The 17,945-nt window shown below is 76.8% G+C and carries 15 protein-coding genes and 1 riboswitch; of the genes, 9 read left to right on the top strand and 6 right to left on the bottom strand.

The genetic code is table 11. The features are described 5' to 3' along the window. Positions 1 to 37 precede the first annotated feature (37 nt). Positions 38 to 1,456, bottom strand: coding sequence for a PspC domain-containing protein (locus NHH00_RS05505; RefSeq protein ID WP_253050864.1), 1,419 nt, complete (start codon positions 1,454 to 1,456; stop codon positions 38 to 40). 136 nt (positions 1,457 to 1,592) lie between these two features. Between NHH00_RS05505 and NHH00_RS20555 the strand changes: the two genes are divergently transcribed. Next, positions 1,593 to 3,344, top strand: a complete 1,752-nt coding sequence (locus NHH00_RS20555; RefSeq protein ID WP_290444895.1) for a PspC domain-containing protein — start codon at positions 1,593 to 1,595, stop codon at positions 3,342 to 3,344. Further along, complete coding sequence (locus NHH00_RS05490; protein WP_253050863.1) at positions 3,344 to 3,916, top strand: hypothetical protein; 573 nt, start codon at positions 3,344 to 3,346, stop codon at positions 3,914 to 3,916. The genes NHH00_RS20555 and NHH00_RS05490 overlap by 1 nt, the downstream gene beginning before the upstream one ends. Positions 3,917 to 4,096: 180 nt before the next feature. Here the strand turns inward: NHH00_RS05490 and NHH00_RS20975 are convergent, their stop codons facing one another. After that, complete coding sequence (locus NHH00_RS20975; RefSeq protein ID WP_308202268.1) at positions 4,097 to 4,870, bottom strand: hypothetical protein; 774 nt, start codon at positions 4,868 to 4,870, stop codon at positions 4,097 to 4,099. 180 nt (positions 4,871 to 5,050) lie between these two features. Between NHH00_RS20975 and NHH00_RS05480 the strand changes: the two genes are divergently transcribed. Then, entirely contained in the window at positions 5,051 to 6,211 is a 1,161-nt protein-coding gene (locus NHH00_RS05480; RefSeq protein WP_253050862.1) for a glycosyltransferase family 4 protein, read from the top strand. Between the two features lie 4 nt (positions 6,212 to 6,215). Here NHH00_RS05480 and guaA read toward each other — a convergent pair whose 3' ends face one another. Continuing rightward, the gene (gene guaA, locus NHH00_RS05475) at positions 6,216 to 7,829 is read right to left on the bottom strand and encodes a glutamine-hydrolyzing GMP synthase (RefSeq protein ID WP_308202267.1); all 1,614 of its coding nucleotides are present in this window, start codon (positions 7,827 to 7,829) and stop codon (positions 6,216 to 6,218) included. 43 nt (positions 7,830 to 7,872) lie between these two features. Further along, positions 7,873 to 8,598: a thiamine phosphate synthase gene (gene thiE / locus NHH00_RS05470; RefSeq protein WP_253050861.1), complete on the bottom strand. Its 726-nt coding sequence runs from the start codon at positions 8,596 to 8,598 to the stop codon at positions 7,873 to 7,875. Between the two features lie 51 nt (positions 8,599 to 8,649). Next, positions 8,650 to 8,729: riboswitch (TPP riboswitch) on the top strand. Between the two features lie 4 nt (positions 8,730 to 8,733). Between thiE and NHH00_RS05465 the strand changes: the two genes are divergently transcribed. From NHH00_RS05465 to NHH00_RS05455, 3 genes are read left to right on the top strand one after another with little or no spacing between them, the layout of a single operon-like run. Then, positions 8,734 to 10,131: an FAD-dependent oxidoreductase gene (locus NHH00_RS05465; protein WP_290444894.1), complete on the top strand. Its 1,398-nt coding sequence runs from the start codon at positions 8,734 to 8,736 to the stop codon at positions 10,129 to 10,131. A 5-nt stretch (positions 10,132 to 10,136) separates the two neighbouring features. Then, positions 10,137 to 10,370 carry a sulfur carrier protein ThiS gene (gene thiS, locus NHH00_RS05460; protein WP_308202266.1) on the top strand — a complete coding sequence of 78 codons (234 nt, stop codon included), beginning with the start codon at positions 10,137 to 10,139 and terminating at the stop codon, positions 10,368 to 10,370. Between the two features lie 24 nt (positions 10,371 to 10,394). After that, complete coding sequence (locus tag NHH00_RS05455) at positions 10,395 to 11,222, top strand: thiazole synthase (protein WP_290444957.1); 828 nt, start codon at positions 10,395 to 10,397, stop codon at positions 11,220 to 11,222. Positions 11,223 to 11,305: 83 nt separating this feature from the next. Here NHH00_RS05455 and NHH00_RS05450 read toward each other — a convergent pair whose 3' ends face one another. Next, complete coding sequence (locus tag NHH00_RS05450; protein ID WP_253050860.1) at positions 11,306 to 12,571, bottom strand: ThiF family adenylyltransferase; 1,266 nt, start codon at positions 12,569 to 12,571, stop codon at positions 11,306 to 11,308. Next, positions 12,568 to 13,008, bottom strand: a complete 441-nt coding sequence (locus NHH00_RS05445) for a DUF3817 domain-containing protein (RefSeq protein WP_253050859.1) — start codon at positions 13,006 to 13,008, stop codon at positions 12,568 to 12,570. Before NHH00_RS05445 ends, NHH00_RS05450 begins: the two co-directional genes overlap by 4 nt. 123 nt (positions 13,009 to 13,131) lie before the next feature. Here NHH00_RS05445 and NHH00_RS05440 point away from each other — a divergent pair, with 123 nt between their 5' ends. From NHH00_RS05440 to NHH00_RS05430, 3 genes are all read left to right on the top strand, one after another. Next, a complete protein-coding gene (locus tag NHH00_RS05440; protein ID WP_253050858.1) occupies positions 13,132 to 14,928 on the top strand; it encodes an ABC transporter transmembrane domain-containing protein in 1,797 nt (598 codons plus the stop codon). Next, positions 14,925 to 16,658, top strand: coding sequence for an ABC transporter ATP-binding protein (locus tag NHH00_RS05435; RefSeq protein WP_253050857.1), 1,734 nt, complete (start codon positions 14,925 to 14,927; stop codon positions 16,656 to 16,658). Before NHH00_RS05440 ends, NHH00_RS05435 begins: the two co-directional genes overlap by 4 nt. A gap of 102 nt (positions 16,659 to 16,760) precedes the next feature. Further along, positions 16,761 to 17,879: a hypothetical protein gene (locus NHH00_RS05430; protein ID WP_253050856.1), complete on the top strand. Its 1,119-nt coding sequence runs from the start codon at positions 16,761 to 16,763 to the stop codon at positions 17,877 to 17,879. Positions 17,880 to 17,945 lie beyond the last annotated feature (66 nt).

Raw genomic sequence — 17,945 nt, 5'->3', positions numbered from 1 at the left:
GCGGGTCCGCCGGCGGCCGGCGTGCTGGGGATGGTCGTCACGGGGTCTCCTGGTTCGACGGTGCGCTCGACGGCGGGCGGGCGGGCTCGGGCTCGGCCGTCAGGGCGCGCGGCACGCGCAACCGTACCTCCGTGCCCCATCCGGGCCTGCTGATGATCTCGGCCTTCCCGCCGCGGCGCTGGACCCGGCCGAGGATCGACTCGCGGACGCCGAACCGGTCGGGTGCGACGTCCTCCATGTCGAAGCCGTCGCCGCGGTCGCGCACGAAGACCTCGACGGCCGCGTCGCTGACCTCCAGGTAGACCGAGTAGGGCGGACCGCCGTGCGCGACGGCGTTGACGAGCGCCTCGCGGGTCGCCTGCAGCAGCGCCGCCGTCTCCTGCGTGGGCGTGCAGTCGCCCACCACGACGACGTCGACCACGACCGGCCCGGGGTCGGTCTCGCCGGTCGACCCGCCGGGCGCCCCGACGGGCGCGCCGATGGGCTCCGCACGACGGCCCACGCGCCCGTCCTCGACCTCCGCGACGAGCCCGCGCAGCTCGGCGGCGAGCGACGTCCCGGGCGAGGGGCGGTCGTCGTACAGCCACTCGCGCAGCTCGCGCTCCTGGGCACGCGCGAGGCGCGCGACGGTGTCGGCGTCGGACGACCGGGCGCGGATGAGGGCGAGCGTCTGCAGCACCGAGTCGTGCAGGTGCGCCGCGATGTCGGCGCGCTCGGCCTCGCGGGCGCGCGCGGCGCGCTCGTCGCCGAGCTCGCGCACGAGCTTGAGCCACCACGGGGCGAGCACGATCGCGACGCCGGCGAGCACCGCGACCGCCGCGACCGCCGCGCGGACGATCTGGGTGGGCCGCGCGTCCTGCCCCACGAGGAGGACGATGCCCACGAGGACGAGCACGACGCCGCCCGCGATGCGGAGGACCCCGGCGGGCGTGCGCCCGCCGGCCCGGGTGAGCAGCCGGCCGCGCTCGACGGCGTCGAGCTGGCTCCACGCGAGCGCCGCGCCCACGAGCGCGATGAGGACCGGGATCACCCACGACACCTCGACGTCGACGCCCGTGCGCAGCGCCACGAGCAGTGCGGCACCCCCCAGCAGGACGACGCCGATCGCGACGTCGCGCACGGGCAGGCGGCGCACGCTGCCCTGGAGCCGGGGGGCGAGCCGCGACAGCGACGCCGGGCGCTGCTCGTCCCGTGCCGCGGCCGGGTCGCCGGACGGGACCGTGAGCCACCAGAACACGTAGAGCGCGACGCCCGCGCCGCCCGCGAGCCCGAGGAGCGCCATCACGAGGCGCACCACCCCGACGCTCACGCCCAGGTGGGCCGCGAGCCCGGCGCACACGCCCGCGACCCACCGGCCGCGCTCGGGGCGGCGCAGCGGCAGGCCGCGGGGTCGGGAACCGGGCCCGGCACCGGTGGGTGCACCGGGCCGCGGGCCGGGGCGGGCAGGAGTCGTCACCCCCCGATCGTCACACGTCGCGGGCGCCCGGAGCGTCCCCGGACGGGGAAACCAGGGTCGGTCCGCAGCCGGTTCAGGGTCGGGTCAGGGTGGCACCCGATACCGGCGGGCCGGCTCCCGGGCCAGCATGGTGGCCATGAGCACTCCCGACCTTCCCGGACCCGGCGCCCAGCCCGGGCCCTCCGGCGGCGCCGCCGACGCGTCCGGCGCGCAGCCCGGCACCGTCCCTCCCGGGCCGAGCGGACCCGACCCCGCGTGGGCCAGGCCCGCCGGCCCGTCCGACCCCGGCCAGGGCCCTCCGCAGGGCAGCCCCCAGGGCCCTCCGCAGGGCCCTGGCGGGACCCGCCCGAACGGCACCGACGGCTTCTTCGACGCCGTCCGCCGCGTGGGCATCTTCCGCTCGGACGACCGGTGGATCGGCGGCGTCGCGTCCGGCGTCGCCGAGCGGTTCGGGATCGACCCGCTCGTCGTGCGCGGGCTCCTCTTCGTGACGTTCTTCCTGTCGGGCGCCGGGCTCGTCCTCTACGGCGCGGCCTGGGCCCTGCTGCCGGAGCGTCGGGACGGGCGCATCCACCTCCAGGAGGCGTTCCGCGGCAACGTGGACGTCGCGCTGCTCGGCGCGGCCGCGTTCGTCGTCGTCGGGTTCTCCTGGGGCGGCGGCTGGTGGTCGTGGTGGGACGCGCTCCACCTCGGGTGGCTGACCGGCCTGTTCTGGGTCGCGGCGTTCGTCACCGTGGCGGTCGTCGTGGTCTCCGCGCTCACCCAGCGCGGCCCCCGGGGGCCCCAGGGCGCACCGCCGCAGGCGCCGCCGTGGCCCGGTGGCCCCGGCGCACCCGGCCACGGCCCAGGTGGACCGGGCTACGGTCCGGGCGGGCCGGCCTACGGACCGGGCGGGCCGGCCTTCGGTCCGGGCGGGCCGGGCTACGGTCCGGGCGCTGCCGGTGGCGACCCCGCGCCGGCCGACGCCCCGTGGGGCTCCCCGGGAGCGCCGTCGGGCACCGCGCCGTCGGGTCCGCAGGACCGCACGACCTGGTCCGCCGAGGCGAGCCCGTACGCCTCGACCGCGCCCGGCGCCACCGCGCCCCTCCCCCCGTACGCCCCGGGCGCACCGCTCGGCGCGACCGCGGCACCGCAGCGGGCCCACCAGGGACCGCGGAACCCGTCCGCGCAGCAGCCCCCGAGGCCTCCGCGCGCCCCCCAGCCGCCGAAGCCCCCGCGGCCTCGCGGACCCGGCGCGACCACGACGGGGGTCGTGGTCGGGCTGAGCCTCCTGCTCGGTGCGTTCCTGCTCGTCGTCGACCGGCAGGGCGAGCTGCCCTGGCCCGTGTTCCTCACCTGGGCGGGCTTGTCCGGGATCCTCGCGGGCCTGGCGATCGTCGTGAGCGGCCTGCGCGGGCGCACCAGCGGCGGCCTCGGCTGGCTCGCGGTGCTCCTGCTGGTCGTCGCGCTCCCCGCGTCCGCGTGGCGGTCCGCCCCGTTCACGTTCTTCCTCGACGACTCCGTGCGGACCGTCACGGACAGCACGCACCGCGTGACCGACCCGGACGTCGCCGAGGAGGGCTTCGGCGTGACCTTCGGCGACCCGACGATCGACCTCTCCGGGCTGGACCTGTCCGACGCGTCCGGCGCGTCCCCCGTGGAGGTCCCGATCCAGCTCGGCGCCGGGGACGCGACCATCGTCGTGCCCGACGGCGTCCCCGTCCGCGCCCAGGTCCAGGTGCTCGCCGGGAACGCCCGCTGGCACGTCGACGGCGACCGGCAGGAGATCGGCGGCGTCAGCACGCAGCCGGTCACGTTCGACAACGACGAGGTCCAGTCCGGCGACGACCCGCTGCTCGTGCTGCAGGTCGAGGTCGGTGCCGGCCAGATCACGATCGAGGAGGACTGATGAACGACTCCGGACGCCGCGACGACGAGACGCGGCCGCTCGGCGACGAGCTGTTCCACACCCCGCAGGCCGGGTCCCCGGAGGCGGACGCCCACCCGACGGTCCCGCTGACCACCGAGCCTCCGGCCACGGAGCCGCTCGGGTCGCCCCGACCCGCGGTCCACCCCACGGAGCCGCTGCCCACCACGCAGGCACGGGACGGGGAGACCTCCGTCCTGGACGTGGGCGTGCCCGCGCACACGGGTGCTGCTCCGGACGGCACGACGACGTCCGGCCAGGCCGCCGGTCCCGTGCCACCGGTCGCGCCGTCCGCCTCGGCGACGCCCTCGACGCCCTCGGCGCCCGCGTCGCCCGTCGCACCCGCCGGACCCCCGTCGCCCGGCCGGCGCGGACCGCGCGTCTCCACGATCGTGTGGGGATTCGTCCTCGTCGCGTTCGGCGTCGTCGTCCTCGCCGCCGCGCTCGGTGCGCGGGTCGACCTCGGGCTGGCCACGATCGTCGTGCTCGCCGCGGCGGGCCTCACGCTCGTGGTCGGGTCGATCGTCTCGGGGGCTCGGCGCCGACGCGGCTGAGCCCGGACCCGTCGCGCGCGGACCCGGCGACCAGGGACGCACCCGGGCGGGAGACACCGAGGGGCCGTGGCACGTGTGCCACGGCCCCTCGCCGTGTCCGAGCGACGCCGCCCCGCACGCTCTCCCCGGTGCGACCCGGTGGGAACGGGTCCTCGGCGTCCGGACGGACGGCCGGGACGATCAGGGGGTGGGCTCGTCACCCCGGCGCTCGGGCGAGGTGCCCGTGGGTCCGGTCACGGGCGGCGTCGTGTCCGGTGAGGCGGCGGGCGACGCGCCGGGGGCGGACGGCGTCCCGGTGCCCGGTGCGCCGGTCGGCTCGACCGGGGTCGCGGCCGCGCGGGCCTCGGCGCCGGGCGTCGAGAGCGCGGACGTGCGGCCCGGCGCCTCGACGGGACGAGTCGGCTCCGGACGGACGGGCGGGGCGGTCGGCGCGGGCTCCGCGTGCGCGGGGGCGGCGTGGCGTCCCGCGTCCGACAGGTCGCCCGACGACGTGTACGCCCCCGGCGTCTCGACCGCGACGCTGGGGCCGCCCGCGAGCCGCCGGAGCGCGATCCCGACGAGGATGAACAGGATGCCGAGCCCCATGACGAGCAGGCACACCCCGAACGCGACGACGGACGTGAAGAGCGACGCCCGGAGGAACGACGCCGTCATGACCGTCTGCCGCGTGGGGTCGTCCTGGTCGAGCTCGGCGTACGTCTGGCCGCCGCTCGCCTCGAGCGCGTGCTTGTTGATGACCTCGGCCTGCGCGTACGCGGTGAGCGGCCCGTTGACGTGGCGGCCCGCCAGGAACGACGCGTCGTCCGAGACGGTGATCTCCTCGGCGGACAGCTGGTTCGCCACCACGATCCAGGTGCCGATGCCCGCGAGGAGGAGGACGATGCCGGCGATGATCGACACGAGGCCGATGCCTCGGGCCCCCTTGGCCGGCGTGACGGTGACGGTGCTCGACATGGCGCGTTCTCCCCTTCGTCAGGACCCACCTGCTGCCGCACCGCGGTCCGCGACCCGCGGGCGCGGGTCCGCCGCAGGGCGGTCGAACCACCCATACGGGACCCACGGTAGCGACGACGGCGGTCCCCCGCGCGGCGAACGCGCACCTCAGCGCCGCGCCGGGATGGGAGGATGCCGACCGTGCGCATCACCCACCTGACCGACTGCTACCTCCCCCTGCTCGGCGGGATCGAGACCCAGGTCGCGCGGCTCGCGCAGCAGCAGGCGGCGGCCGGCCACGACGTCTCGGTCGTGTGCACCACGCCGGCGCGCCCCGGCGCGCACGGCGTGTCGACCGAGCGGGACGGCGACGTCACGGTGCACCGGCTCGCGGCGCGCGTGCCGGGCGGCTACCCCGTCCACCCGCGCGCCCCGCACCACGTGGCGCGGATCCTCGGCGCGGACCGGCCCGACGTCGTGCACCTGCACATGGGCGTCCTCACCCCCTCGACGCAGGCGTCGCTGCGCACGGTCGTGCGCGCCGGGCTGCCCGCCGTGCTCACCGTGCACAGCGTGTGGGGCGGGGCCGCGAAGGCGTTCGCCGCGCTCGACCGCGTCACACGCTGGTCGAGCTGGCCCGTGCTCTGGTCGGCGGTGAGCGCGCTGACCGCCGCTCCCCTGCGCCGCATCGTCGGCGACCACGGCGAGGTCGTGGTCCTGCACAACGGCCTCGACCTCGACGCGTGGCGCGTCCCGCGCACCGAGCGCGCCGACCGCATGGAGGGCGCGGCCCTCCACGTCGTGGCCGCGACGCGGTTCGCGCCGCGCAAGCGCGTGCTGCCGTTCCTGGAGGTCGTGCGGGACGCCGTCGGGCGCCTCCCCGAGGGGGCGCTCCACGTGACGCTCGCCGGAGACGGACCGGAGCTGGCCGACGCGCGGCGCTTCGTCACGGAGCACGGGCTGGGGTCGGTCGTGTCGCTGCCCGGCCGCCTCGACGCGACCGGGCTCAAGCGCCTCTACGCACGGGCCGACGTGTTCGCCGCGCCCGCCGTCGAGGAGGCGTTCGGCATCGCCGCGCTCGAGGGCCAGGCCGCCGGGCTGGTGGTGCTCACCCGCTCGCAGTCGGGCGTCGCGGAGCGCCTCACCGACGGCGTCGACGCGCTCCTCGCGGACGACGACGCCGAGCTCGCCGACGCGCTCGTGCGGCTCGCGACCGAGGACGACCTGCTCGACCGGATCGTCGCGCACAACCGGGACGTGCCGTCGTCGGCGGGCTGGCCGCGCGTCCTCGCCGACGTGGAGCGGGCGTACGAACGGGCCGCGACGATCGCCGTGGATCGTCGGGCCCGTCCGTCCCGCTAGGGGGTCACTCCCACTCGATGGTGCCCGGGGGCTTGCTCGTCACGTCGAGCACGACGCGGTTGACCTCGGAGACCTCGTTGGTGATGCGCGTCGAGATGACGGACAGCACGTCGTAGGGCAGGCGCGTCCAGTCGGCCGTCATCGCGTCCTCGGACGAGACGGGGCGCAGCACGATCGGGTGGCCGTAGGTGCGGCCGTCGCCCTGGACGCCGACCGAGCGGACGTCGGCGAGCAGCACGACGGGGCACTGCCAGATCTCGTCGTCGAGTCCCGCCTTCGTCAGCTCCTCGCGCGCGATCGCGTCGGCCGCGCGCAGCGTCTCGAGCCGGTCCGCCGTGACCTCGCCGACGATGCGGATGCCGAGGCCGGGACCGGGGAACGGCTGACGGGCGACGATCTCCTCGGGGACGCCGAGCTCGCGGCCGACCGCGCGGACCTCGTCCTTGAACAGCGTCCGCAGCGGCTCGACGAGCGAGAACTGGAGGTCGTCGGGCAGGCCGCCGACGTTGTGGTGGCTCTTGATGTTCGCCGCGCCCTCGCCGCCGCCGGACTCGACGACGTCCGGGTAGAGCGTGCCCTGCACGAGGAACTTCACCTCGGCGCCGTGCTCGCCCGCGTCCTCGACGATCTGGCGCGCGGCGTCCTCGAACACACGGATGAACTCGCGGCCGATGATCTTGCGCTTGGTCTCCGGGTCGCTGTGCCCGGCGAGCGCCGTGAGGAACCGCTCCTTCTCGTCGCGGATCACGAGGTTGACGCCCGTCGCCGCGACGAAGTCGCGCTCGATCTGCTCGACCTCGCCCGCGCGCATCAGCCCGTGGTCGACGTGCACGCACGTGAGCTGGTCGCCCACCGCGCGCTGCACGAGCGCCGCGGCGACGGCGGAGTCGACGCCGCCCGAGAGCGCGCAGATGACGCGCGCGTCGCCGACCTGGGCGCGGATCGCCGCGACCTGGTCCGCGATGACGTTGCCGGGCGTCCAGTCCGGGGCCAGCCCGGCGCCGTCGTACAGGAAGTGCTCCAGCACGGTCTGGCCGTGCGCGGAGTGCTTGACCTCGGGGTGCCACTGCACGCCGTAGAGGCGACGCTCGCGGTCCTCGAACGCGGCGACCGGCGAGCCCGACGACGTCGCGAGGACCTCGAAGCCCTCGGGCGCGCGGTGCACCGCGTCGCCGTGGCTCATCCACGTGGTCTGGTGCTCCGGCGTGCCGTCGAGCAGCACGCCCGCGGCGCACACCTCGACCTCGGTGCCGCCGTACTCGCGCAGGCCCGTCTGGGCGACCTCGCCGCCGAGCGCCTTGGCCATGGCCTGGAAGCCGTAGCAGATGCCCATCACGGGCACGCCGGCCTCGAACAGCGCCGGGTCGACGAACGGCGCGCCGGTCGCGTACACCGACGACGGCCCGCCGGAGAGGATGATCGCCACCGGGTCCTTCGCGAGCATCTGCTCGACCGTGAAGGTGTGCGGCACGATCTCGGAGTAGACCTTGGCCTCGCGCACGCGGCGCGCGATGAGCTGCGCGTACTGGGCGCCGAAGTCGACGACGAGCACGGGGCGCGGGGTCGCGGCGACCTCGGCGGTGGTGGGGGTGTCGGGAGCGGTGGCGGGTGACGTCACGGCTCCAGGATAGTCGCCGCGCGGCGCGGTCCCGTCCCGCGTCTCAGGCGCCGGTGGGTTCGGCGGCGCGCTCGGCCGCTCGCTCGGCGACCCGCCCGCGCAGCGCCCGAGCGGCGGCCTCCGGGTCTGGCGCCTGCGTGATCGCCCGCACGACGACGACGCGGGTCGCCCCGGCGTCGAGGACCGCGTCCAGCCGCTCCGCGTCGATCCCGCCGATCGCGAACCAGGGCGTCGTGGGCCGGGTCGCGGCGACGTCGCGCAGCAGGTCGAGCCCGACCGCGGCGCGCCCCGGCTTCGTCGGCGTCGCCCAGAGGGGGCCCACGCAGAAGTAGTCGACGTCCGGGTCCGCCTCGGCCGCGGCCGCCTGGTCGGCCGAGTGGGTGGACCGGCCGAGCACCGGCGCGGCCCCGAGCAGGGATCGCACCGCGGAGGCCGGCAGGTCGCCCTGACCCATGTGGACGACGGGCGCACCGGTGAGCGCCGCCACGTCGGCCCGGTCGTTCACGGCCCACAGGGCGCCGTGCTCCGTCGCGACCCGTGCGACGAGCTCCTGGAGCTCGAGCTCGCGCGCCGCGTCGAGCGTCTTGTCGCGGAGCTGGACCACGTCGACCCCGCCCGCGAGCGCCGCCCGCAGGAAGTCCTCGAGGTCGCCGCGCTCCTCGCGCGCGTCGGTGCACAGGTAGAGGCGTGCGTCGGCGAGCCGGGCCCGCGCGTCGTCCGCAGCCGGCACGGCGCGGTTCGCGGGCGTGGCGAAGGTCTCGGTGCTCACCCGCCGGAGCCTAGCCGCGCCCGCTCCCGCACGCGGGTACTGTGGCCGACAGCACGGGAGCCCCGCACGGGGCTGAGAGGGCGTCGGAGCCGACCGTCGAACCTGATCTGGGTCATGCCAGCGAAGGGAGCGCGCATGCACACCCCTGTCCGTCCCGGGCCCCGCCCGCCGGGAGCCGGCCCTGCCGTGCCCGACGGCGCGCGCGACGTCGTCGTCGTGGGCGGCGGGATCGTGGGGCTCGCCGTGGCGTGGCGCGCCGCGCGCGCCGGTCTGTCGGTCACGGTGCTGGACCCGGCGCCGGGCGACGGCGCGACGCACGCCGCGGCCGGGATGCTCGCCCCCGTCACGGAGGCCGACTTCGGCGAGGACGCGGCGCTGCGCCTGCACCTCGCCGCCGCCGCGGCGTGGCCGGGGTTCGCCGCCGACCTGCGCGCCGCGACCGGGGCCGACGTCGGTCTGCGCACCGCGGGCACCCTCACGCTCGCCTACGACGCCGACGACCTCGCGCTGCTCCGTCGCGTCCTCGCCCTCCACGCGGAGCACGGCCTCGCGTCGCGCGAGCTCACCGTCGCCGACGCCCGTCGGCGCGAGCCGTATCTCGGCCCGCGGGTCGCGGGCGCCGCCTGGGCGCCGGACGACCACGCGGTCGACCCGCGCGCGGTGCACGCCGCCCTGCTCGGCGGGCTGCGCGGCCTGGTCGGTGGCGGCACCGGAGCGGGCTCCGGGCCGGGGACGCTCGCGGGGTCGGGCACCGGATCCGCGGTGGGCGCCGTCGTCGTGCGGGCGTCCGCGACGCGGCTCGCGCTCGGCCGGGCCGGGCGGGTCGTGGGCGTGCACGACGACGCGGGCCGGCTCCACGCGGCGGGTGCGGTCGTCGTCGCGGCGGGCTGGGAGTCCGGGGCGCTCCTCGCGGACGTGCCGGGCGTCGTCGTGCCGACCCGGCCGGTCAAGGGGCAGACGCTGAGGCTCGACGCCGGGCCGGACCTCGCGCTGGAGCACGTGGTGCGCGGGGTCGTGCAGGGGCGACCCGTGTACGTCGTGCCGCGCGACCCGGTCCCGGACGGGCAGGGTCGCGGCGTCACGGGTCACCGGGAGGTCGTCGTCGGCGCGACCACCGAGGAGAACCCCGACGACCGCCGCGCGACCGCGGGCGGCGTCTTCGCCCTGCTGCGCGACGCGCGCGCCCTGCTGCCCGGGATCGACGAGGCCGCGCTCGTCGACGTGACGCCCCGGGCGCGCCCCGCGACCCCGGACAACCTCCCGCTCGTCGGTCCGACCGGCGTCCCGGGGCTGCACCTCGCGACGGGGCACGGCCGCAACGGCATCCTGCTCGCGCCGCTCACCGCCGACGCGGTGATGGCCGGGCTCACGGGTGCCGCGCTCCCGCCCACCGTCGCGGCCGCCCTCGCCCCCACCCGCACCGACCGCTTCGCCGAACCCGGGGTCGCTCCCCACGGCAGGCCCGACCTGGGGAGCGACCCCGGGTTCGGCACCGTCCGGTCCGCCGCGTTCTCCCTGACGACACCGAGGTGATCTCCGTGACCCGACCTGCTCCGACCGCGCTCGTCAACGGCGAGCCGTACCCGCTCGACGCCCCCGTGCACCTCGAGCAGCTCGTCGCGGCGCTCGTGCCCGCGTACGTCGCCGACGGGACGCCGCAGGGTGTCGCCGTCGCGGTGGACGACGCCGTCGTGCCGCGCGGCTCGTGGGCGACGACCGTCGTCGCGCCGGGTGACCGCATCGAGATCGTGACCGCCGTCCAGGGCGGCTGAGGAGGACCCGTGACCACGACCGACATGTCCCCCGCGCCCGCGCACCGACCGTCGGACGGCGGCGACCCGCTCGTCGTCGCCGGCACGACGATCGGGTCCCGCCTCGTCATGGGCACCGGCGGGGCGGCGAACCTGCTCACGCTCGAGGACGCGCTCGTCGCCTCGGGCACCGCACTGACGACCGTCGCGATGCGCCGCGTCGCCGTGCGCGCTGGTGGCGTGGCCTCCCCCGACGCCGGGATCTGGGCGCTCCTCGCGCGCCTCGGCATCCGGGCGCTGCCCAACACGGCCGGGTGCTTCTCGGTGCGCGAGGCCGTGCTCACCGCGCACCTCGCGCGCGAGGCGTGCGGCACCGAGTGGGTCAAGCTCGAGGTGATCGCCGACGACGTCACGCTCCTGCCCGACCCCGTCGGCCTCGTCGAGGCGGCCGAGCAGCTCGTGCGCGACGGGTTCGTCGTGCTGCCCTACACGAACGACGACCCGATCCTCGCGCGCCGGCTCGAGGACGTCGGGTGCGCCGCCGTCATGCCGCTCGGCGCGCCGATCGGCACCGGCCTCGGCATCCTCAACCCCCGCAACATCGAGGCGATCGCCGCCGCCGCGCGCGTGCCCGTGATCCTCGACGCGGGGATCGGCACGGCGTCCGACGCCGCGCAGGCCATGGAGCTCGGGTGCGCCGGCGTCCTGCTCGCGACCGCCGTCACGCGCGCCGCCGACCCGGTCCGCATGGCGCACGCGATGCGCCTCGCCGTCGAGTCGGGCCGCCTCGCCGCCGGTGCCGGCCGCATTCCCCGCCGCGAGGGCGCCCTCGCGAGCTCGTCCCCCCAGGGCCGCCTCGACCTCGCCCTCTGACGCCGGTCCCGCCAGCGGAACAGGCCGTCCTGGCTCGTCAGCCGACCAGGACCCGCGACGTCCACCTGCTCGGCGGGGGCGGACTAGGTGGCCGGGGTCGTTTCCAGGGCGTCGAGGAGGGCGGGGACGCCGCCGACGACCGAGCGGGCGTCGATCCCGGCGGCGCGCGCGACGTCGGCGACGCGGGCCGAGCGGCCGCCGACCGCGCACAGGACGAGCACGGGTCGGTCCGTCGGGAGGTCCGCGAGCGCCGCGGCGGGGTCCCCCGTGAGGAACGTGCCGCTCGGCACGAGGGTCGACCCGGGCAGGGGACGCACCTGCGCCTCCCAGTCCTCGCGCACGTCGAGCACGTACGGGGCCGTGCCGTCGTCGCCCAGCAGGGCCGCCGCGTCGCGCGCGGTGACGTCGCGCTCCCCCGTGACCGGCCGCGCGACCGACGTCGCCGGGGCCAGTCCGCAGAACGCGGCGTAGGCGTCGTCGCCCGGCAGGAGCGCGGTGACGGGGTCCCGCGTCGGGTCGGCGCGCACGGTGAGCTGGCGCCACGAGAGGTCGAGCGCGTCGTAGACGGCGAGGCGGCCGAGCAGCGTCGTGCCGGCGCCGGTGACGAGCTTGATCGCCTCGGTCGCCATGACGGAGCCGACGGTCCCGCACATCGCGCCGAACACGCCGCCGGTCGCGCAGTCGGGCGCGGCACCGGGCGGCGGCGGGACGGGGAACACGTCGCGGTAGGTGACCCCGCGCGCCTCGCCGTCCCCCGGGCCGTCGGGAGCCGCGCCGCCCGGGCGCGGGACGTCGTCGGGCAGGGCGAACCGGGGCGCGCCCCAGAAGACGCTGACCTGCCCCTGGAAGCGGTAGATCGAGCCCCAGACCACGGGCAGGCCGAGCACCTCGGCCGCGTCGGAGACGAGGTAGCGCGTGGGGAAGTTGTCGGCGCCGTCGAGCACGACGTCGTAGCCGCGCAGCACGTCGAGCGCGGTGTCCGCGTCGAGGCGGACCGCGTGCTCGACGACGCGCACGTGCGGGTTGACGTCGGCGATGGCGTCGCGCGCGGAGTCGACCTTGCGGCGCCCGACGTCAGGACCGCCGTGGATGACCTGGCGCTGGAGGTTGGAGGTGTCGACGACGTCGTCGTCGACGATGCCGATCGTGCCCACGCCCGCGGCGGCCAGGTAGAGCAGGGCGGGGCTGCCGAGGCCGCCCGCGCCGACGACGAGCACGCGCGCGGCGGCGAGACGGCGCTGCCCCTCGGGACCGACGCCGGGCAGCGCGAGGTGGCGCGCGTACCGCTCGAGCTCCGCGGTGGTCAGCTCGGGGCCGGGTGCGACGAGGGGCGCGAGCGGCGTCGTCATGACGCGTACTGCTCCTCCAGGACGGCGAGCTTGGCCTCGGCCTCGGCGTGCACCTTCTTCTCGAGGATGAACGACATGACCGGCACGACGCCCGCGAAGACCATGGTCGCGAGGCGGCCCCAGCCCCACCGCATCTTGGTCCACAGGTCGAGGACCGTCACGAGGTAGACGACGTAGATCCAGCCGTGGGCGAAGGGGATCCACGAGACGTACCGCATGACCCCGTCGACGTCGACGAGCTGGCCGACCCCGTACTTGACGAGCATCTCGACGCACAGGACGAGGAGCATCACACCGGTGATGATCGCGAGGACCCGGTAGCGGGCGAGCGCGCCGCGCGCCTTGCGGATCGCGGTGCGGGCGGCCTCCGTGCTGGGCGTCGCCGCGCCGGCGGGGGCGGGCGTGTCGGTGGGGGTGGCCGGGTCCTGCGTGGTCATGGGAGGGGTCCTCGTTCCGGGCGAGACGGCCGCGGCGGTCCGTGCCGCCGCGGTGGCGTGTGACGCGGTCGCCGCCGTTAATGCGTCGCCGCGTGTCGGACGCCGAACCTAGGGTAGAACACCGTGCGACCCCTCCCCCTCCCCGACCCGGGGACCCCCGACCTGCGCGGACCGACGCGCTACCTGCTCTGGCTGGCCCGGCGTCAGTGGACCGTGCTCACCGTCTCCGTGCTGCTCGGCCTGGCCAACTTCGCGTGCCAGGCGTTCCAGCCGTACATGCTCGGCCGCGCGCTCGACGAGGGGCTCGCGGAGGGGTTCGGGCCGGAGCTGTGGCGCTGGGCGGGTCTCCTGCTCGCGCTCGGCCTCGGGATCGTCGTCACCGGGGTCACGCAGCACCGGTTCGACATCGCGAACTGGCTGCGCTCCGCGCTCACGACGTCCCAGCTCGTGGGCGACGTCACCGCGCGCTCCGGCGACGCGATCACGGAGGAGCTGCCCACGGGCGAGGTCGTGTCGACCGTGGCGAGCGACGCCATGCGCGTCGGCCAGCTCTTCTCGATGATGGGCCAGTTCCTCGGCGCGCTCGGCGCGTACGTCGTGGTGGCGGTCATCATGCTCTCGACGTCGCTCCAGCTCGGGCTCGTCGTCGTGCTGGGCCTGCCGGTCGTGGCGGCGGTGCTCGCGCTGCTCGTCAAGCCGCTCCAGCAGCGCCAGGCCGCGCAGCGCGAGGCCCAGGGCCGGCTCACGACGCTCGGCGCCGACACCGTCTCCGGCCTGCGGATCCTGCGCGGCATCGGCGGCGAGGGCGTGTTCGTCGGCCGCTACGCGCGCCAGTCGCAGAAGGTGCGCGAGGCGGGGGTCAAGGTCGCGCACACGCAGGCCACGCTCGACGCCCTGCAGGTGCTCCTGCCGGGCCTCCTCGTCGTGCTCGTCGTCTACCTGGGCGCGACGGCGGCCCTGCGCGGCGACATCACGCCCGGGCAGCTCGTCGCGTTCTACGGGTACGCGGCGTTCCTCGGCTGGCCGCTGCAGGTCGCGACGCAGATGCTCAACATCGCGACGCGCGCCCACGTCGCGTCGCGCAAGATCGTGCGCGTCCTCGCGGTCGAGCCCGCCGCAGGCGCGACGCCGGCCACCGCGCCCATGCCGCCCGAGGGCAGCCCCCTCGTCGACGAGACGAGCGGCCTGGTCCTCGAGCCGGGCCGCGTGGTCGCGCTCGTGTCCGCGGACCCCGACGCGTCGGCGGCCGTGGCGACACGCCTGGGCCGGTTCGACGACGCCGCGGAGGCCGCGACGCCCGTGCGGCTCGGCGGGACGCTCCTCGCCGACCTGGACAAGCACGCGCTCCGGCGCCGGGTCGTCGTCGCCGAGGCGACGCCCCAGCTCTTCTCGGGCGCGCTGCGCGACGAGCTCGACCCGCGGGGTGCCGCGACCGAGGCCGACGTTCTCGCCGCCGTCACCGTCGCCGACGCCCACGACGTGCTCGACTCCGTCCCCGACGGCCTCGCGGGCGAGCTGCCCGAGAAGGGTCGCTCGCTGTCGGGCGGGCAGCGCCAGCGCGTCGCGCTCGCGCGCGCCCTGCTCACGGAGCCCGAGGTCCTCGTGCTCGTCGAGCCGACGAGCGCCGTCGACGCCCACACGGAGGCACGGATCGCCGCGCGCCTCGCCGACGCCCGGCGCGGACGCACGACGCTCGTCGTCACCGCCTCGCCGCTCGTGCTCGAGCACGTCGACGAGGTGCTGCTCCTCGAGGGCGGCCGCGTCACCGCGCGCGGCACGCACCGGGACCTCGTCGACCGCGCCCACGCGTCCGGCACCGCGCCGGACGACGACGCGGCCCGCTACCTGCGCGTCGTCGGGCGCTCGCTCGACGAGTCCCCCGTGCTCGCCCACACCGCACCCGAAGGAGGAGAGTCGTGAAGCTCCCCGTCGCCGACGGCCCCGCCGTCCGCGCCGCCGCGGGGCGGCTCTTCGCCCGCCACCGCGGCACGTTCGTGCTCATCGCCGTGCTCCACACCCTCGCCGCCGTCGCCGGGCTCGTCGGGCCCTGGCTGCTCGGCCGGCTCGTCGACGCCGTCACCGAGGGCACGACGTCGTCCTACGTGACGACGGTCGTCGCCGTCGGCGCGGGGGCCGTCGTCGCGCAGGCGGTGCTCCGCCGGTACGCGCAGCGCCTGTCCATGGTGTTCGGCGAGACGGTGTTCGCCGAGCTGCGCGAGGACCTCGTCGAGACGGTGACCTCGCTCCCCCTCTCGACGGTCGAGCGCGCGGGCACGGGCGACCTCGTCGCCCGCACGACCAACGACGTCGACCGCATCCAGCACGCGGTGCGCTTCGGCGTGCCGCAGCTCCTCGTCGCCGTCGTGACGCTCGTGCTCACGGTCGTGGCGTCGGTCGTCGTCGCGCCGCTGGTCGCGATCGCGCTGTTCGTCGGGGTCCCGCTGCTCGTCGTCGTCTCGCGCTGGTACCTCCGGCGCGCGTCGGCGGGCTACCAGCGCGAGGCCGCCGCGTACGCGACGCTCAACGGCACCATCACGGAGAACGTGGAGGGCGCACGCACGGTCGACGCGCTCTCGCTCACCGAGCGGCGCCAGGCCCGCGTGCGCGCCGACCTCACCGAGGCGTACGAGTCGGAGAAGTACACGCTCGGGCTGCGCACCGTGCTGTTCCCCGGCATCGACCTCGCGATCGCGATCGCGCCCGTCGCGGCGCTCGTGTGGGGCGCGTGGCTGCTCTCGCAGGGCCAGACGACGCTCGGCGCGGTCGCCACGGTGACCACGTACGCGTTCCAGCTCGCGGGGCCGGTGTGGAACCTCATCTTCTGGCTCGACGAGATCCAGGTCGCCGCGGCGTCCTACGCCCGGATCGTCGGCGTCGCGCAGGTCCCCGGCGACCGCACCGCGACGGGCGACGTGCCCGACGGCGACCGGCTCGTCGCGCGCGACGTCGAGTACGCGTACCGCGAGGGCCACCCCGTGCTGCACGGCGTCTCGCTGGACCTCGAGCCGGGCGAGCGGCTCGCCGTCGTCGGTCCGTCCGGCGCGGGCAAGTCGACGCTCGGGCGCATGCTCGCGGGCATCCACCCGCCCACCGCCGGGTCGGTGCGCTCCGGCGGCGTCCGCCTCGTCGACCTGCCGCTGGAGGACCTGCGCCGTCAGGTCGCGCTCGTCACGCAGGAGCACCACGTGTTCGTCGGGACCCTGGCGGACAACCTGCGGCTCGCGAAGGTCGACGCGAGCGACGCCGAGCTCCGCGACGCGCTCGACGCCGTGGACGCGCGCGGCTGGGCGGAGTCCCTGCCCGACGGCCTGGAGACGACCGTCGGGTCGGGCGGGCACGTGCTGACCCCCGCGCAGGCGCAGCAGGTCGCGCTCGCGCGGCTCGTGCTCCTCGACCCGCACACGCTCGTGCTGGACGAGGCGACGTCGCTCCTCGACCCGCGCGCGGCCCGCCACCTCGAACGCTCGCTCGACGCCGTCCTCGCGGGCCGGACCGTCGTCGCGATCGCGCACCGCCTGCACACCGCGCACGACGCCGACCGCGTCGCCGTGGTCGACGACGGCCGCATCAGCGAGATCGGCCCGCACGACGAGCTCGTCGCGGCGGGCGGCGACTACGCCCGTCTCTGGCACTCCTGGCAGCAGGAGTAGCCGCCCGCGAGATCGACCCGGCCGTCTCGAGATCGACCTCCAGAGGGTCGATCTCGGACGCTGGGGTCGATCTCGCGGGTTCGGTTGTCCACAGACCACGGCGTGACGCCCCGCGTCCCGCCCGCGTCGGCCACGCTCGGCACCATGCCGCACGACATCCCGCCGATCGACACCCTGCCCCGGGCCACCCCGGCGCGCGACGCCGCGCCCGTGGAGCCGCCCGCCCGCGACACCCCACCGGGCCGCACGTCGTCGGACGGGCGTGCGGACGTCACCTCTCCCGACGCCGCGCCCCGGCGCCCCGGCGACGACCGCCGGACCGAGCGCCCCGTCCCGCCGACGGCGACCCGCTTCTCGGAGGAGCGGCGCACGGAGCTCGCCCGCCACACCCGGGACGGGACCCTCGACCGCGTCCGGCGCGGCGTCTACCTCCCGCCGGTCCCTGCCGACGCGAGCCCCGCGCAGTTCCGCCGCGAGCTGGTGCTGCGTCGCGTCAGCGCCGTCGCCGAGCGGCTGTCGAGCGCGTACTGGTTCAGCCACACGAGCGCCGCGCTGCTGCACGGCTGCTGGACCTGGCGGCTGGCCGACGTCGTCCACGTCACCCAGCTCCGCCCGCCCAAGGCGGCGCAGACCCGCGAGCCGGCGCTCCGCCGGCACTGGACCCCGCTCCCCGTCCGTGACCGCACCCTCGTCGCAGGTCTCCCGGTCACGACGCTGGAGCGCACGGTCGTGGACTGCGCCCGCTCCCTGCCGGGAGCGCAGGCTCTGGTCGTCGCCGACTCGGCGCTGCGCGCGGGGGCCGACCCGGCGGTGCTCGGCGCCCTGCTCGCGGAGGCCGCGGGGCGGCGCGGCGTCCGCCGGGCACGCGCCGTCGTCGGGCTCGCGGACGCCCGGTCGGAGTCGCCCGGGGAGTCGGTCGTGCGGTGGGTCGTGCACGACGCCGGGCTGCCCGCTCCCGTGCCCGGGCTCGAGGTCCCGACGTGGCGCGGGAGCCTGTGGGTGGACCTCGGCTGGCCGGAGCACCGGGTCGCGGTCGAGTTCGACGGCGCGGTCAAGTACTCGGGTGGCGACTTCGGGGACCCGCGGTCGCGCCTGCAGCAGGAGAAGGCGCGGCACGACGCGCTCGTGGAGGCCGGGTGGGTCGTGCTCCGGGTCGTCTGGGCGGACCTGGGCGACCCGGCGACGATCGTGCGGCGCGTCGAGCGGGCTCTTCGTCGGTAATGGCTCCGCAGAGGTGGAGTCAGGGGTCGAGGCGCGGCGCGAGGTCGACCCGTACGTCCGAGATCG

The organism is Cellulosimicrobium cellulans, from assembly GCF_024124905.1.
GTDB classification, from domain to species: Bacteria; Actinomycetota; Actinomycetes; order Actinomycetales; family Cellulomonadaceae; genus Cellulosimicrobium; species Cellulosimicrobium cellulans_G.
The sequence above is the reverse complement of the archived record's forward strand: the minus strand, read 5'-3'. Positions and strand labels throughout refer to the sequence as shown.

Excerpts from the sequence above, each read along its gene's own strand:
- NHH00_RS20555 (WP_290444895.1), top strand. The coding sequence starts at position 1,593 with ATGAGCACTCCCGACCTTCCCGGACCCGGCGCCCAGCCCGGGCCCTCC.
- NHH00_RS05490 (WP_253050863.1), top strand. The coding sequence starts at position 3,344 with ATGAACGACTCCGGACGCCGCGACGACGAGACGCGGCCGCTCGGCGAC.
- NHH00_RS20975 (WP_308202268.1), bottom strand. The coding sequence starts at position 4,870 with ATGTCGAGCACCGTCACCGTCACGCCGGCCAAGGGGGCCCGAGGCATC.
- NHH00_RS05465 (WP_290444894.1), top strand. The coding sequence starts at position 8,734 with ATGCACACCCCTGTCCGTCCCGGGCCCCGCCCGCCGGGAGCCGGCCCT.
- NHH00_RS05455 (WP_290444957.1), top strand. The coding sequence starts at position 10,395 with ATGTCCCCCGCGCCCGCGCACCGACCGTCGGACGGCGGCGACCCGCTC.
- NHH00_RS05450 (WP_253050860.1), bottom strand. The coding sequence starts at position 12,571 with ATGACGACGCCGCTCGCGCCCCTCGTCGCACCCGGCCCCGAGCTGACC.
- NHH00_RS05445 (WP_253050859.1), bottom strand. The coding sequence starts at position 13,008 with ATGACCACGCAGGACCCGGCCACCCCCACCGACACGCCCGCCCCCGCC.